The sequence below is a fragment of the Streptomyces sp. NPDC054887 genome (assembly GCF_053610585.1).
In genome coordinates this window covers 49,133-65,373 of the sequence record NZ_JBSGYQ010000007.1, presented here as the reverse complement: position 1 = coordinate 65,373, position 16,241 = coordinate 49,133, and the positions used below count along the sequence as shown (strand labels likewise).

General features: G+C 72.9%; 14 protein-coding genes. 10 read left to right on the top strand and 4 right to left on the bottom strand.

Features of this window, described 5'->3' with window-relative positions:
- Positions 1-203 precede the first annotated feature (203 nt).
- Together ACWGH0_RS05970 and ACWGH0_RS05965 are read right to left on the bottom strand one after the other, a co-directional pair.
- Positions 204-677, bottom strand: a complete 474-nt coding sequence (locus ACWGH0_RS05970; RefSeq protein ID WP_453402918.1) for an SRPBCC family protein — start codon at positions 675-677, stop codon at positions 204-206.
- A gap of 61 nt (positions 678-738) precedes the next feature.
- Positions 739-2,097: a diaminopimelate decarboxylase gene (locus ACWGH0_RS05965; RefSeq protein WP_453402917.1), complete on the bottom strand. Its 1,359-nt coding sequence runs from the start codon at positions 2,095-2,097 to the stop codon at positions 739-741.
- 119 nt (positions 2,098-2,216) lie between these two features.
- Here ACWGH0_RS05965 and hutU point away from each other — a divergent pair, with 119 nt between their 5' ends.
- From hutU to hutI, 4 genes are all read left to right on the top strand, one after another.
- Positions 2,217-3,875: a urocanate hydratase gene (hutU, locus tag ACWGH0_RS05960; protein WP_453402916.1), complete on the top strand. Its 1,659-nt coding sequence runs from the start codon at positions 2,217-2,219 to the stop codon at positions 3,873-3,875.
- Positions 3,872-5,128: an allantoate amidohydrolase gene (locus ACWGH0_RS05955; RefSeq protein WP_453402915.1), complete on the top strand. Its 1,257-nt coding sequence runs from the start codon at positions 3,872-3,874 to the stop codon at positions 5,126-5,128. Before hutU ends, ACWGH0_RS05955 begins: the two co-directional genes overlap by 4 nt.
- Entirely contained in the window at positions 5,119-6,453 is a 1,335-nt protein-coding gene (locus ACWGH0_RS05950; protein ID WP_453402914.1) for a formimidoylglutamate deiminase, read from the top strand. The genes ACWGH0_RS05955 and ACWGH0_RS05950 overlap by 10 nt, the downstream gene beginning before the upstream one ends.
- Positions 6,454-6,590: 137 nt before the next feature.
- Positions 6,591-7,787: an imidazolonepropionase gene (hutI, locus tag ACWGH0_RS05945; RefSeq protein WP_453402913.1), complete on the top strand. Its 1,197-nt coding sequence runs from the start codon at positions 6,591-6,593 to the stop codon at positions 7,785-7,787.
- Between the two features lie 84 nt (positions 7,788-7,871).
- On the opposite strand, the gene ACWGH0_RS05940 is transcribed toward hutI, so the two are convergent.
- Entirely contained in the window at positions 7,872-8,828 is a 957-nt protein-coding gene (locus ACWGH0_RS05940) for an RNA polymerase sigma factor SigF (RefSeq protein WP_453402912.1), read from the bottom strand.
- Between the two features lie 239 nt (positions 8,829-9,067).
- On the opposite strand from ACWGH0_RS05940, the gene ACWGH0_RS05935 reads away from it, so the two are divergent.
- From ACWGH0_RS05935 to ACWGH0_RS05910, 6 genes are all read left to right on the top strand, one after another.
- Positions 9,068-9,436, top strand: a complete 369-nt coding sequence (locus tag ACWGH0_RS05935) for an STAS domain-containing protein (protein WP_453402911.1) — start codon at positions 9,068-9,070, stop codon at positions 9,434-9,436.
- A gap of 195 nt (positions 9,437-9,631) precedes the next feature.
- Positions 9,632-10,123, top strand: a complete 492-nt coding sequence (locus ACWGH0_RS05930; protein ID WP_453402910.1) for an ATP-binding protein — start codon at positions 9,632-9,634, stop codon at positions 10,121-10,123.
- A gap of 195 nt (positions 10,124-10,318) precedes the next feature.
- Positions 10,319-11,011 (top strand): LPXTG cell wall anchor domain-containing protein, encoded by a 693-nt coding sequence (locus tag ACWGH0_RS05925; RefSeq protein WP_453402909.1) that lies wholly within the window; start codon positions 10,319-10,321, stop codon positions 11,009-11,011.
- 8 nt (positions 11,012-11,019) lie between these two features.
- Positions 11,020-11,928, top strand: a complete 909-nt coding sequence (locus tag ACWGH0_RS05920; RefSeq protein WP_453402908.1) for a COG1470 family protein — start codon at positions 11,020-11,022, stop codon at positions 11,926-11,928.
- Entirely contained in the window at positions 11,925-13,061 is a 1,137-nt protein-coding gene (locus tag ACWGH0_RS05915) for a hypothetical protein (RefSeq protein ID WP_453402907.1), read from the top strand. The genes ACWGH0_RS05920 and ACWGH0_RS05915 overlap by 4 nt, the downstream gene beginning before the upstream one ends.
- Positions 13,062-13,075: 14 nt before the next feature.
- Positions 13,076-14,470: a hypothetical protein gene (locus ACWGH0_RS05910; protein ID WP_453403006.1), complete on the top strand. Its 1,395-nt coding sequence runs from the start codon at positions 13,076-13,078 to the stop codon at positions 14,468-14,470.
- Between the two features lie 77 nt (positions 14,471-14,547).
- Here the strand turns inward: ACWGH0_RS05910 and ACWGH0_RS05905 are convergent, their stop codons facing one another.
- Entirely contained in the window at positions 14,548-16,047 is a 1,500-nt protein-coding gene (locus ACWGH0_RS05905) for a peptide MFS transporter (protein WP_453402906.1), read from the bottom strand.
- Positions 16,048-16,241 lie beyond the last annotated feature (194 nt).

Here is a 16,241-nt window from a genome sequence, read left to right as displayed (position 1 = left end):
GACTGCCGGACTCACGTTCGCGGCAGTGACGAGGAGGCTACGGAAAGAGAGCAGCGAGGGCAGGTGGTTCCGGCATTTCCCACGTGCACATGCCAGCTGTCTTCTGTTTAGTGCCCTTGTCGTTGCTTTATTGACCGCCCAGCGATCGAATTCGATCGGAAAGGGTGGCGTCGGCGTACGGAACCGCCGATGCGCCGCAGCGCTCAGCCGCGCGCCCCCTCCACGGCTGCCGCCACGTCGGCGAGGTCCTTGGAGATCGCCCTGCCCACCGCTCGGGCGCCGAGACCGCCGAGCACCCTGGCCGCCAGACCCGCCGCTCCGGGCGGCGGGACGGCGGAGAACGTCATCCGGACGGTCGTCGCGTCCGGACCGTCGGCGCGCAACGCGAACTCCGACACGTAACGCGTGCCCCGGGAGTCCGCCTCCACGACGTACCGCACCGGAGGTTCGCTCACCGTCACGCGCATCTCCTCGGTGGCCTGCCGGCCCATCATCCGGCGGGTCTCCCGCCAGCGGGTGCCGACCCCGAAGGCGCCCGACGGCGACCGCTGGAGGATCTCCACCTTCTCCACCCCGCCGATCACCTCCGGCATGCGCTCCAGGTCGGTCAGGGCGAGCCAGACCCGGTCCGGGCCGGCCGCGATCCGCCGTTCGACGACCACGCTCCTGAGTGCCATGGATCCATGGAAGCAGCCCCGGGCCGGGCAACCGGCGCCCGACACGTCGCGGCGCGTCCGTCTACAGGAGCGCGTCCGCGTGCGCGCCGCCCGACTCGGCGACGATCTCGGCGAGCGTCTGCGGTGGCCGTACGACGCTGAAGCGGACCCCGCCGGGGCCGGTGGTGAAGCCGTGGATGCCCGCCCTGGCCAGGCTGTTGTACGCGTAGTGCGCGGCCATGTAGTACGCGCCCGTGTCGAGCACGGCCACGTGGTCGCCCTGGCCGAGCAGCGGCAGCAGCCGGTTCTCGGCCAGCAGGTCGCCCGCGAAGCACGCCGGGCCCGCCACGTCCTGCGCGACCGGCGGCCCCGTCCTGGGCAGGCCCTCGGCGTCGTACGCCGCGATCCGCAGCGGCCAGGACTCCGGGGCGTACACCGTCCGCGTCGCGATCTGGACGCCCGCGTGGGTGACGGCGATCGGCCGGTCACCGGAGGTCTTCGCGTACTCGACGCGGGCCAGCACCGTGCCGTGCCTGGCCAGCAGCGAGCGGCCGAACTCGGTGACCAGGCCGTACCGCCCGTCGAGCAGGCCGGGGACGTGCCGCTTGAGGAGGCGGGCGTAGTCGCCGTACGTGGGCGCCGGCGCGTCGGAGGAGAAGTCGACCGGCAGACCGCCGCCGATGTCGACCGTGTCGACCTGCCGCCGGCCGGCCGCCGCGTTGATCTCCTCGGCCAGCTCGTACGCCGCCGCCACGCCCCGGGCCATCAGCTCGAGCGGCAGGCCCTGCGAGCCGGAGTGGACGTGCAGCCGGGTCAGCCACGGCCGGTCCAGGTAGGCGCGCACCACCCAGGCGCGGGCGCCGGGGTCCCGCAGCGCCACGCCGAACTTGGACGTGGCGGTGGCGGTGGAGAGCGCGCCGATGGCGCCGGCGCCGGTCTGCGGGTTGACGCGCAGGCCGATGGGGGAGGCGGTGGCCGCCGACCGCACCAGGGCGTCGAGGCGCGCGAGTTCCTGCGGGTTGTCGGCGTTGACCGCGATGCCCAGCGCGAGGGCTTCGCGCAGTTCGGCGGCGGTCTTCGCCGGGGAGTCGAGGACGGTGCGGGACGGCGGCACGCCGGCGGCGCGGGCCAGTGCAAGTTCCCCGCCGCTCGCCACCTCGGCCCCGATGTCCGCGTGCTCGTGCAGCAGCCGCAGGACCGGGACCAGCGGCGTCGCCTTGACGGCGAACGCGTGCAGGACCGGGGTCCCGGGCGGCGTGACCTCCTCGAACGCGGCGCGCAGGGCGGCGGCCGAGGCGCGGATGCCGGCGGTGTCCAGGAGGCCGGCGATCGGCACGCCGGGGCCGACGACGCCCTGCTCCACCGCGGCCCGTACGGCCTGCTCGCGGCGCTCGGGACCACTGGTGCCGGGGAGCGTGTCCGGGCTCGTGTCCGAAGGCATGTGTTCCAGCCAACCACCCCCTCGGGCGCCGCGCAGGCGCGCGTACGTATTGACTAGTTCTATTCATCTGGTCAGGATGTGAATAGACGACAATGCAGTCACTCGCGAGGAGGCACACCATGTCAGGACCCCGCCCCGTACGGGCACCGCGCGGTACGGAGCTGAGCGCCCTGGGATGGCAGCAGGAGGCCGCCCTGCGCATGCTCCAGAACAACCTCGACCCGGAGGTCGCCGAGCATCCCGACAAGCTCGTCGTCTACGGCGGCACGGGCAAGGCCGCGCGGGACTGGCGCTCGTTCGACGCCATGGTGCGCACCCTGAAGACCCTCAAGCAGGACGAGACGATGCTCGTCCAGTCCGGCCGCCCGGTCGGCGTCATGCAGACCCACGAGTGGGCGCCTCGCGTGCTCATCGCCAACTCCAACCTGGTCGGCGACTGGGCGAACTGGGAGGAGTTCCGCCGCCTGGAGGCACTGGGCCTGACCATGTACGGCCAGATGACCGCCGGGTCGTGGATCTACATCGGCACCCAGGGCATCCTCCAGGGCACGTACGAGACCTTCGCCGCCGTCGCGGCGAAGAGGTTCGACGGCACGCTGGCCGGAACCATCACCCTCACCGCCGGCCTCGGCGGCATGGGCGGCGCCCAGCCGCTGGCCGTGACCATGAACGACGGCGTCGCGATCTGCATCGACGTGGACCCGCGCGCCATCGAGCGCCGCATCGAGCACCGCTACCTCGACGTCAGGGCGAACAGCGTGGAGCACGCCCTCCAGCTCGCCGTCGAGGCCCGCGACGCCCGCAGGCCGCTGTCCATCGGCCTCCTCGGCAACGCGGCCGAGCTGCTGCCGCGCATGCTCGCCGAAGGCGCGCCCATCGACATCGTCACCGACCAGACCAGCGCCCACGACCCGCTCTCGTACCTCCCCGTCGGCGTCGACTTCGACGACATGGCCTCCTACGCAGCCGAGAAGCCGGCCGACTTCACCCTGCGCGCCCGCGAGTCCATGGCCCGGCACGTCGAGGCGATGGTCGGCTTCATGGACGCCGGCGCCGAGGTCTTCGACTACGGCAACTCCATCCGCGGCGAGGCCCGGCTGGCCGGCTACGCGCGCGCCTTCGACTTCCCCGGCTTCGTGCCCGCGTACATCCGTCCGCTGTTCTGCGAGGGCAAGGGCCCGTTCCGCTGGGCGGCGCTGTCCGGCGAGGCGTCGGACATCCACAAGACGGACCGCGAACTGCTGAAGCTCTTCCCGGAGAACGAGTCGCTGCACCGCTGGATCAAGATGGCCGGCGAGCGCGTCCACTTCCAGGGCCTGCCCGCCCGCATCTGCTGGCTGGGCCAGGGCGAGCGCGACAAGGCGGGCGAGCTCTTCAACAACATGGTCGCGGACGGCACCCTCGCCGCCCCGCTCGCCATCGGCCGCGACCACCTCGACTGCGGCTCCGTCGCCTCGCCGTACCGCGAGACCGAGGCCATGCTCGACGGCTCGGACGCGATCGCCGACTGGCCGCTGCTCAACGCCATGGTCAACGTCGCCTCGGGCGCGTCCTGGGTCTCCATCCACCACGGCGGAGGCGTCGGCATGGGCCGCTCCATCCACGCCGGCCAGGTCTCGGTCGCCGACGGCACGAAGCTCGCGGGCGAGAAGATCCGCCGCGTGCTGACGAACGACCCCGGCATGGGCGTCATCCGCCACGTCGACGCCGGCTACGACATCGCCGGGAAGACCGCGGACGAGCAGGGCGTACGCGTCCCCATGCGGGAGGGCGAATGACCTCCGCAGCGCCCGCCGCAGGGCCCCCGCACACGTCCACGTCGTTCCACGAGATGTGGGCCGACCTGCTGCCGATCGGGCGCGACGCCGGCTCCGGCGGCTACCGCCGCTACGCCTGGACGGAGGCCGACCGGGACTGCCGCGCCTGGTTCAGGGCGCAGGCCGAGTCCCGGGGCCTGACGTACGAGGTGGACCGCAACGGCAACCAGTGGGCCTGGCTGGGCGACCCGCTGGCCGGGGACGCGGTCGTCACCGGCTCGCACCTCGACTCCGTCCCGGACGGCGGCGCGTTCGACGGCCCGCTCGGCGTCGTGTCCTCCTTCGCCGCGCTCGACGAACTCCGCCGCAGGGGAGTGGAGTTCGCCAAGCCGCTGGCCGTCACCAACTTCGGTGACGAGGAGGGCGCGCGCTTCGGCCTGGCCTGCGTGGGCTCCCGGCTGGCGGCCGGGCAGCTCACGGCCGCCAAGGCCCACGAGCTGCGGGACGGGGACGGCGTCAGCCTTCTGGAGGCCATGGAGGCGGCGGGGTACGACCCGTCCGCCATCGGCCCCGACCCCGAACGCCTCGCCCGTATCGGCGCCTTCGTCGAACTGCACGTGGAACAGGGCCGCGCCCTCGACGTCTCCGGAGACCCCGTCGGCATCGCCTCCGCCATCTGGCCGCACGGCCGCTGGCGCTTCGACTTCCACGGCGAGGCCAACCACGCGGGCACCACCCGCCTGGAGGACCGGCGCGACCCGATGCTGACGTACGCCGAGACGGTCGTCGCGGCCCGCCGGGAGGCACGGCTCGCCGGGGCCCTCGCCACCTTCGCGAAGATCGCCGTCGAGCCGAACGGCGTGAACGCGATCCCCTCCCTGGTACGCGGCTGGCTCGACTCGCGCGCCGCCGACCAGGACACCCTCGACCGGGTCGTCGCCGGGATCGAGCAGGCGGCGCAGGAGAGCGCGACCCGTTCCGGCATCGACCTGCGCGTCACGCGCGAGTCGTTCACCCCCGTGGTCGAGTTCGAGCACGCGCTGCGCGACGAGCTGGCGAAGCTCCTGCGCGAGACGCACGGCGACCTCCCCGTCCTCGGCACGGGCGCGGGACACGACGCGGGCATCCTGTCCGCCTCGGTGCCGACCGCCATGCTGTTCGTACGGAACCCCACGGGTGTCTCGCACTCTCCGGCCGAGTACGCCGCCGAGGACGACTGCGTCGCGGGGGTCGTCGCACTCGCCGACGTACTGGAGGGGCTCGCGTGCACGTGACCTACTGGCTGGAGCACGCCTGGCTCGGCACCGCCGTCGAGCCCGGCGTGGCCCTGGACGTCGCGGACGGCCGGATCACGGCCGTCCGCGAGGACGTCCCGGCGCCGCCGCCCGGGGCCGTGGTCCTGCGCGGCCTGACCCTCCCCGGGCTCGCCAACGCCCACTCCCACGCGTTCCACCGGGCGCTGCGCTCCACGGTGCAGGTCGGCTCGGGGACCTTCTGGACCTGGCGGGAGGTCATGTACGGCGTGGCCTCCCGCCTGACGCCCGACACGTACTTCGACCTGGCCAGGGCCGTCTACGCCGAGATGGCGCTGGCCGGGGTCAGCGCGGTCGGCGAGTTCCACTACCTCCACCACGGCCCCGGCGGCGTCCCCTACGCCGACCCCAACGCCATGGGGGAGGCCCTGATCGCGGCCGCCGCCGAGGCCGGGATCCGCATCACGCTGCTGGACACGGCGTACCTCGCCTCGGGCTTCGGCACGCCGCCCGACACCACCCAGCAGCGGTTCTCCGACGGCACCGCCGAAGCGTGGGCGGAACGGGCGTCGCTGCTCAAGGGCCGCGAGCACGCCCGCATCGGGGCGGCCGTCCACTCGGTACGGGCCGTGCCGGCGGACCAGCTGGCGACGGTGGCGGCCTGGGCCGAGGCCCGGACGGCGCCGCTGCACGTGCACCTGTCGGAACAGCCGGCCGAGAACGAGGCGTGCCTGGCGGCGCACGGCCGCACGCCGACGCGCCTGCTGGCCGACCACGGCGTCCTCGGGCCCCGCACCACGGGCGTCCACAACACCCACCTCACCGACGAGGACATCGCCCTGCTCGGCGGCACGTCGACCGGCACCTGCATGTGCCCCACGACGGAACGCGACCTGGCGGACGGCATCGGCCCGGCCGCCCGCCTCCAGGCGGCCGGCTCCCCGCTCTCGCTGGGCAGCGACAGCCACGCGGTGATCGACCTGCTGGAGGAGGCGCGGGCGATGGAACTGAACGAGCGCCTGCGCTCCCGCACGCGCGGCCACTGGACGGCCGCGGCCCTGCTGCGCGCCGCGTCGGCCGACGGCCACCGGGCGCTGGGCTGGCACGACGCGGGCACCCTCGCCGAGGGGGCCCCGGCCGACTTCACGACCATCGCCCTGGACTCGGTCAGGACGGCGGGGCCGCCGCCGCGGCTGGGCGCGGAGACGGCGGTGTTCGCGGCGTCCGCGTGCGACGTGCGCCACACCGTCGTCGCGGGCCGCCACATCGTCCGCGACGGTACGCACACGCTGGTCCCGGACGTGCCCCGGGCCATGGCGGAGGCGATCGCGGCCGTCCACTGGTAACCCAGCACCACCCGCGGCGGGCCTCTCCCCTCCCGCCCCGCCCCCGCGTCCGCGGTCCGGGGCGGGCCGGGGAAGGCCCGGCGCGGCGGCCATCCGCCCCGCACCCCGCGCAACGTACGCAACCGGGAGAGGACCCAGTGAGCAGCACCACCCTCGTCACCAACATCGGCAGCCTCGTCACCAACGACCCCGCGCGGGCCGGTGACACGGGCGCGAGCCCCCTCGGCCTGATCGAGAACGCGGCCGTCCTGCTGGACGGCGACCGCGTCGCCTGGACCGGCCGGGCGGCCGACGCCCCCGCCGCCGACACCGCGTACGACGCGGGGGGCCGGGCGGCGATCCCCGGCTTCGTCGACTCGCACTCCCACCTCGTCTTCGCCGGCGACCGCACCCAGGAGTTCAACGCCCGCATGTCGGGCCGCGCCTACACCGCCGGCGGCATCCGCACCACCGTCGCCGCCACCCGCGCCGCGACCGACGAGGCGCTCGAAGCGAACCTCACCCGGTACCTGGGCGAGGCCCTGCGCCAGGGCACGACGACGTTCGAGACCAAGTCGGGCTACGGCCTGACGACCCACGACGAGGCCCGCGCCCTGCGCATCGCCGCGCGCCACACCGAGGAGGTCACCTACCTCGGAGCCCACATCGTGTCGCCGGACTACGCCGACGACCCGGCCGGGTACGTCGCCCTCGTCACCGGCGAGATGCTCGACGCGTGCGCGCCGCACGCCCGCTGGATCGACGTCTTCTGCGAGAAGGGCGCCTTCGACGGCGACCAGGCCCGCGCCATCCTCACGGCGGGCCGGGCGAAGGGCCTGCACCCCCGCATCCACGCCAACCAGCTCGGCCACGGCCCCGGTGTGCAGCTCGCCGCCGAACTCGACGCGGCCAGCGCCGACCACTGCACGCACCTCACCGACGCCGACGTGGACGCCCTCGCGAACAGCCGCACCGTCGCCACGCTCCTGCCCGGCGCGGAGTTCTCGACCCGCGCCCGGTGGCCGGACGCCCGCAGGCTCATCGACGCGGGCGCGACGGTGGCGCTGTCCACGGACTGCAACCCGGGCTCGTCCTTCACCAGCTCGATGCCGTTCTGCGTGGCACTCGCCGTACGCGACATGGGAATGACCCCGGACGAGGCGGTCTGGTCGGCCACGGCGGGCGGCGCGGCGGCCCTGCGCCGAACCGACATCGGCCGTCTGGTCCCCGGCGCCCGCGCCGACCTGGTGCTGCTGGACGCCCCCTCCCACGTCCACCTGGCCTACCGCCCGGGTGTGCCGCTCGTCTCCGAGGTCTGGCGACAGGGCGTGCGTACGACGGGGCACGCCGGGTAGGCGACACCACGTGGAGGAGGGCCTGCCCCGGATAGCGCCTGGGGCAGACCCTCGCTCACACTTCTCACCGCCGGTGAGGAGATGTCACTCCTCCACGGTCAGGCCCTTGCGCAGCTTGCCCAGCGTGCGCGACAGCAGGCGCGACACGTGCATCTGCGAGATGCCGAGTTCGTCGCCGATCTCCGACTGCGTCATGTTGGCGACGAAGCGCAGGGAGAGGATCTGCCGGTCCCGCGCGGGGAGTTCGGCGATCAGCGGCTTCAGCGACTCGATGTACTCGATGCCTTCGAGGCCGTGGTCCTCGTAACCGATCCGGTCGGCCAGCGCGCCCTCGGAGTCGTCGTCCTCGGGCTGGGCGTCCAGCGAGCTCGCGGTGTACGCGTTGCTCGCGGCCATGCCCTCGACGACCTCCTCGTTGGTGAGGTCGAGGCGCTGGGCGAGTTCGCCCACCGTCGGGGCGCGGTCGAGCTGCTGGGCGAGCTCGTCACCGGCCTTCGCGAGGTCCAGGCGCAACTCCTGGAGCCGGCGCGGAACGCGGACCGACCAGGACGTGTCACGGAAGAAGCGCTTGATCTCGCCGACGATCGTCGGCATCGCGAAGGTGGGGAACTCGACGCCCCTGCTGAGCTCGAAGCGGTCGATCGCCTTGATCAGGCCGATGGTGCCGACCTGGATGATGTCCTCCATCGGTTCGCTGCGGGAGCGGAACCGGGAGGCGGCGAACTTGACGAGTGCCAGGTTCAGTTCGACGAGCGTGTTGCGTACGTACGCGTACTCGTGCGTGCCCTCTTCGAGGGTTTCGAGGCGTCCGAAGAGCGTCTTCGACAGCGCTCTGGCGTCCAGCGGCGCCACCTCGTCGTACGGCGGGATCTCGGGCAGTCCTTCGAGGCCGCCGAGCGCGGACTCGGTCTGCTCGGTGTGCCCGGTCTGCTCGACCGGGTCGATGTGCTCGGGCTGGGCGGGCAGGTGTGCCGACGGCGCGGTCTGCTGCACGGTGCGCGTACGCGCTTCGTCGAGCCGGGGTGACATGGTCTCCTCCATCGTTCTCGGCATATGGCTGCCGATGCCGATACGTCTGCGTGCGATGTGCGGCGCCTCCAAAGCCGGTCGTGTTGGTTGTGTCCCTACTAGGCCTACCCGCTCTCGACCGGCCGTTGCAAGTCCCATATGCCCGAATTGGTTAGTATTGAAAGGTTCTTCGGCTACCGGTCCGCGTGGAGAAGGCGTAAGGTTCTGGCACGTCATTGACAGTCACGACTGCGAAGAGAGACGAGACGGGCATGGAGCGCGGGACGGTCGGCAGCGCGAACCGGGGTCGGCTCCGGGTCGCAGTTCGGACCGAGGGCCAGAGTGAGATCGTCACGCCGGCGGGTGAGCTCGACCACCACACCGCCGAGCTCCTCCGCGAGCCCCTGGACGATGCCCTCGAGGCAGGGCGTACGCGGCTGGTCATCGACTGCTCGGCGCTCGAATTCTGTGATTCCACCGGGCTGAACGTGCTGCTCGGTGCCCGCCTCAAGGCCGAGGCGGCCGGGGGAGGGGTTCACTTGGCCGGGATGCAGCCGGTGGTGGCCAGAGTCTTCGAGATCACCGGGGCAGAGGCCGTCTTCACCGTTCACGAGTCGCTCGACGACGCGCTGGAAGAGTGAATCGCGTCTCAGTGACGCCTCCGGCTGACCGGTTTGTCGACCGCGTCACGCGTCCGTACCGAAAAAGTGGGTGTTCTCACCGTTCGGTCGGGCAGGAGGTCTCTGACCGTGTCGGCCCCAGGGGGCTCAGAACGCTCCCGTTGTCCTTGCAGCGATGAATTTGATGAATTGGCGAATCGGTGAGGTGAAGCGCTGATGAGCACCACCCGGCAGCCTCGGTCGGGCGACTCCGGCCAGGAGTCGGCGAGCCACGGCCCGGCCTCCGCCGTGTCCGCCGCCGGCCAGGCGCGTTCTCTGACGCTCAGCAGCGCCAGCGGCATCGTGCCGCTCGCCCGAGACTTCACCCGCCAGGCGCTGTACGACTGGGGCTGGCTCCCCGCCTCGTCGGCCGACCGGCGGGCCGCCGCCGAGGACGTCCTGCTCGTCGTCTCGGAGCTGGTCACCAACGCCTGCCTGCACGCCGAGGGACCCGAGGAACTGCGCGTCGCGTGCGACGGCAAGAAGCTGCGCCTCGAAGTCGTCGACCGGGGCACGGGCCAGCCCGCCCCCCGTACACCGCACCGCGCCGGCCGGCCCGGCGGCCACGGCATGTTCATCGTGCAGCGCCTGTGCCTCGACTGGGGGGTCGAGCGGACCGGCGAGTCCACCGGCAAGACGGTCTGGGCGGAACTCGCCGCCCCCGCGTAGTCCACCGGCCGGTCCTCCCGGGCGCCCCGACGGCTTCGGCCCAGGCGCGACACGGGGTTACCGGCGGTTCACGTCCCTTCTCGCGCACGCCGATCCGGCGTGCGCTTTGTCTTCCCTCGGCAAGACCTCCGGCGTACCTTGACGCCCAATCTGATGTGTCGTCAGAACCTGTCTTCCGGCATGAGGTGACCTGAGGTGTCGTACGAGAAACGGACAACTCTCGCGCTGGCCGCGGCGGTCGCGGGCTCGGTGGTGCTGCTGGCCGCCCCGGCGGCCCGTGCCGACGTCGTGGACGTCGACTACCAGTGCAAAACGCCGATCGGCAACAAGTCGGCCGTCTCCCCGATCGACATCAAGGCCGTCAAGAGCGGCGGCGCCTACAAACTCACCATGTCGTTCCAGAAGGGCGTCTCGTCCAGCCCCGTGGAACTGGGCAAGGGGGCGATGAACCCGAGCGCCGTCATCAGGCTGGGCGGCGCGGACAGCGGCACCATGGCGGTGTCGGGACCGTCGAACCCGGCCGCGATACCCGCCAACACCCCCATCAAAATAACCGACTTGAGCGGTACGTACACGCCGCGCAAGAGCGGCAAGGTCACCTTCACCGCGTCCGTCCTGACCATCAAGGCGCTCGGCACCACTACCACCTGCACCCCCTCCAACAACCCCGGGCCGTCGCTCGAACTGGACGTCGAGGGCGCGGGCGGCCCGGCCGGCGACTCCACGGGCGGTACGCCGCAGAACCCGACCGGCGGCCCCGGCGAACTGCCGAAGACCGGCCCCACGGACTCCGTCCTGGCGCTCGGCACCCTCGGCGGAACGGTCCTGCTCACCGGGGCGGCCGGAACGCTGTGGCTGACCCGGCGCGGCCAGCGGCCCGCGGCCTGACGCCGCCCGTGCAGTCGCCGCGCCGGGCCCGCCGTGCCGGCCGCCTCCTCGCCGCCGCGGCCGTCCTGCTGCTGAACGCCGCCGCGCCGGTCCCGGCCGCCGCCGCGGCGGACCGCGCGCCGGCCTGGACGGCGGCCCCGAGCGGCGCGGGACGGCCGTACTTCTACCTGGAGGGCGCCGCCGGCACGGTCTTCGAGGACCGGCTGACGCTGACCAACCCGGGCGGCGGGGCCCGTACGTTCGTGCTGCGCGCCGAGGGGGCGGACAGCGGCGACTGGATCGCGCTCGCCGCCACCGAGGTACGGATCCCGGCGCGCACCCGCGCCGAGGTCCCCTTCACCGTGACCGTGCCGCCGGGCGCCGCGCCGGGCAGCCACTCCGCCGCGATCGCCGCCTCGGGCGGCGGGCGGGCCACGAAGGTACCCATCCATCTGCGCGTCAGTGGGCCCACGCTGGCCGCGCTCACCGTCGAGGACGTCACGGTCCGCCGGCGGGGCGACGGAGCCGTCATCGCGTACGTCCTGGTCAACCGGGGCAACACGGCGCTCGCCCCGCGCCTCGCCGTCCGCGCCGAGGGGCTCCTCGGCGGCGAGCTCCTGCGCCGCGCACCCCGCACCCTGCCGGAGCGGCTCGCCCCCGGCGCCCGTGTGGAGCGCACCGAGCCGTGGCCCGGCGCCCCCGCCCTCGACGCGGTGGACGTCCGCCTCACCGCGACGGCCGCCGGCGGAGCGCGGAGCGAGGCGACGGCGTCCGCGTCGTTCGTCCCCCGGACGGCGGTGGCGGTCACCGCGCTGGCGGTGCTGGGCGTCGCGGCAGGTGCGGTGCGCCGCCTGCGCCGCCGGCCGCGACCACCGCAGGACGCTGCCGAACCCCTCGTCGCCAAAAGGCCGTTGGCGCAGTCAGGAGCGATGCCATGACCCACGCCGTGCCGGCCCGGCAGCCGGCCGTCCCCGTGCGCCCGGCACCCTGTGTGAAGACGGCCGGTCCAGGGCGGGCCCGAAACCCCTGGGCCGTGGTGTCGCTGTGCGCCCTGCTCGCGGCCGTCGCCCTCCTTCCCGCCGCCCGCGCGAGCGCGGACTCCGACGATCCGCCCCGGGTCGCCCTGTCCCGTCAGGAGGCGGGCAAAGGCGGTGACATCACCGTCAGCGGCACCGGGTGGCGGCCCCGGACGCTCCTGATGATGCTGATCTGCGGGCAGTCCTCGCCCGGCCGGGGCGTCGTCGGCGGCACCAACGCGTGCGCCAACTCCGACGGCCGCGCCGTCACCACCGACGCCCGGGGAGCCTTCCGGAAGAAGATGCCCGTCGCCGAGCCGCCCAGGCCGTGCCCGTGCGTGGTGCACGTCGCCACCGTCACCGGCGGTGAACCGGCCGCCGCCGACGCCGTGTTCGAAGTGGCCGGCCACCCCGTCGCACCGCTCCCGCGGCCGGGAAGCGGCGGGAAGCTCGCCGTGCTCGCGGCCGCCCGGCTCGACGGATCGGGCTCCGTGCTGACGTGGTTCGGCGCCCCGCAGAGCCGCAGACTCGTCGTCACCGTCGGCAATCTGGGCCCGGACCCGGTGAAGGACCCCGTCTTCGAGATCGGCACCTCGCACGGCGTCTTCGCGCCGCAGTGGGAGGAACGCCAGTGGCGCGGCACGGTCCGGCCCGGCGAGAAGGCCCGTGTCGCGCTGGACGTGCGGCTGCCGGCCGGCGCTCACGGCGACTACCTCGTCTCGCTCAAGTACGGGCCCAAGGTGCTGGCCGAGCAGCCGTGGGGCGTGGGGCGGCCGTGGGGCGTCACGCTGTTCTGGGTCCTGCTGTGCGTGGTGGTGCCGGCGGCGGTGTTCCGCGTCGGCATGGCGGTCGTCGACAAGGTCCGGCCGCCGCGTACGCCGGGCCGGCACCGCCCGGCCCGTACCCGCGAGCCGCGCGAACGGGCGGCTCCCGGCCCGTCTCCGGCCGCCGCCGCGGGCCTGCCGTGGTTCACCCCGGACACCGCGCCGGGCCCGCACCCCCCGATCTCCGCACCGTCTCAGCAGAACAGTCCGACGACGAAGGGAAATTCGTGACCACGCAACGGAGGATGAGCGCGGCCGGCGTCGCGCTGATGCTCGGCGGCGCGGGAATCCTGCTCGCGGCGAGTCCCGCGCAAGCAGCCGAAGTCTCGTACAAGACCGAGTGCGTACCGCCGGCCATCTCCGGCCTGCCGCCCGTCCAGGGCACTACGAAGGTGCTGATCACGGCGCCGGCGGAGGCGAAGGTGGGCGACGAGATCGAGGTGGTGTGGAAGACGGTCGAGGCCGCCTCCAAGAACCCCGACGTCCTCGACCTGGACAAGGACACCGTGAAGCCGACCGGCACCGTGAAGGTGGGCGGCGCGGCGACCGGGGACCTGCGGATGGAGGGGCCCCGGCAGAACCCGCCGATCCCCAAGAACAGTCCGATGGTGCTGCCGGACATGAAGGGGAAGCTGAAGCTGGAGAAGGCGGGCGAGATCACGCTGACACCGGACGCGTACACCATCAACGTCAGCAAGCCGCTGTCCACGGACACCAAGTGCGCGCCGAAGGAGACGGTGAAGGCCGCGGCGACGGTCAAGGTCTCCGCGGCCGGCGGCACCTCGGGCGGTACGACGACCTCGGGCGGCACCACGACGTCCGGCGGCACCACGACCTCGGGCGGCACCACGACCTCGGGTGGCACCACGTCCGGCGGCACCACGACGTCCGGCACGTCCGGCGGCGCCACAACCTCGGGCGGTACGACGACCTCCGGCACGTCGGGCGGCGGCGGGGGCGGCGGCGGCTTCCCCGGCAAGGAGGTGACCGTGGCCTTCGCGTGCAAGTCCCCGGGCCCGGCGGCCATCAACTCCAAGGTGACCGTCAACGCCAGGAAGAACGGCGGCGCCTACGATCTCGTGGTCAAGACGGCCAAGGGCGTCATGGACAGCCCCGCCGCCCTCCCGGCGGGCGCGCTCAAGCCCTCCATGCAGGTGCTGCTGGGCGGCGCGGACAAGGGCGCCGTCGCCGTGACCGGTCCGCCCAACAAGGACCCGCTCGAACAGGGCAAGCCGGTGGACCTGCCGGACATGACGGGTACGTACAAACCGGGGGCCGACGGCAGGTCGACGCTCAGCCCCGGCACGCTCACGATCGACGTGACCCTGGGCGGACAGAAGATCACCATCCCCTGCACCGTCAAGGGGAAGGCGCCCGTCTCCCTCGAACTCGACACCTCGGCCCAGCCGGGAGGGGCGTCGGGCGGTACCTCGGGCGGCGGTACCTCGGGCGGCTCGGCGGGCGGCACCCCGGGCGCCTCGGTGGCCGGCGGAGGGGGCACGGACTCCGGCGGCGGCCTCGCCGACACGGGCGCCGCCGACCACGGCGGCCTGCGCGCCCTCGCCCTGGTCGCCGGCACGGTGATCCTGCTCGGCGGCGCGGTCTTCACCTTCACCCCGTGGCGGCGGCTGGGGCGCTGACCGGAGGCGTCCGGCACGGCGAAGGGCCGCCGCACCGGAAACGGTGCGGCGGCCCTTGGCACGGGTGGGGGTGCGGGTCAGTGCACGCCGCCCATGAGCGGCTGCACCCTCCTGCGGTACATGAAGATCGCGAATCCGCCGAGCATCGCGATGGCGCCCTGGCTGGCGAACCACCACTCGGTGTCGGTCGGCGCCCCGACGAGCTGGAGCAGGGCGATCACCGAGGATCCGGCGGTCACGGCGAGGAACCAGACACCCATCATCTGGGACGCGTACTTGGCCGGGGCCAGCTTCGTCGTCAGCGACAGGCCGACCGGGGAGAGGGTGAGCTCACCGACGGTCTGGATCAGGTAGACCGAGCACAGCCACAGCGGGGTGACCTTGACGCCGCCCGCGGACGCCGTCTGCGCGAGCATCATCACGAAGAAGGAGGCGCCGATCATCACCAGGCCGAAGGCGAACTTGCTGAGCGTGCTCGGCTCCTTGGAGCGGCGGGAGAGCGCCACCCACAGCCAGGCGAAGACCGGCGCGAGAGCCATCACGTACAGCGGGTTCAGCGACTGGAACCAGCTCTCGGGGAAGGCGAAGCCGAGCATCGAGCTGGCGGTGTTGTCCTTGGCGAACAGCGTCAGGGTCGAGCCGGTCTGGTCGTAGATGCCCCAGAAGGCGGCGGCGGCCACGAAGAACCAGACGTACGCCGACACCCGCGAGCGCTCGACGGCCGTCAGGTCGCTGTCGCGCTTGATGCGGATGATGTAGTACGCGGGCAGGACCAGACCCAGGATGGTCAGCGGCCACAGGACCCAGTCGATGGTGAACTGGCCGCTCAGGCCGACCAGCGTGTACGCGACGGCCGCGACGGCCAGCCAGACCAGGGCCTTGCGGACGACACCGGCGCGGTCCGCGTCCGACAGCGGGGCCGGCACGTGGTTGGACTCCGGCGCGAGGTTGCGGAAGCCGAGGAGGAAGAAGGCCAGGCCGATCGCCATGCCGACGCCGGCCATGGCGAAGCCGTAGTGCCAGTTGACCTTCTGGCCGACCCAGCCGATGGTCAGCGGGGCGACGAAGGCACCGAGGTTGATGCCCATGTAGAAGATCGTGAAGCCGCCGTCACGGCGCGGGTCGTTCTTGTCCCGGTACAGGTGGCCGACCATCGTCGAGATGTTGGCCTTGAGGAGACCGGAACCGGCGGCGATGAACGCCAGGCCGATGAAGAACGACACCACGGTCGGCAGGGCCAGCAGGAAGTGGCCGATCATGATGATCGTGCCCGAGACCGCCACGGTCTTGCGGGCGCCCCAGACGCGGTCGCCGAACCAGCCGCCCGGCAGGGCGAGCAGGTAGACCATCGCGTTGTAGACCGAGTAGATGGCGATGGCGGTACCCGCGTCGAAGCCGAGGCCGCCGTCGGCGACCGCGGCCGACAGGTAGAGCACGAGCAGGGCGCGCATGCCGTAATAGCTGTAGCGCTCCCACATCTCGGTCATGAACAGGTTGGCCAAGCCGCGGGGGTGGCCGAGGAAGGTCTTCTCGACGCCAGGAGTACTGGCCGAGTCCTTCGTCAGGCTGGACGCCATGGTCGATCCTTGCTTGCTCGGGACGCGTCCGCCTCGTGAGCGGTGCGCGCCCGGGTGGGGGGCGGCCGGCGTCGCGCGAGGGTGGCCCGGCCCGTGGTCAGTCACTGTGCGGAACGGCGATGCCGGTCCCGTGCAGAGAAGAGCCCTTTGGTGCGGTTCGCTGACCAAAGGCCCGAAAGGGCTCAGAGTCCTGC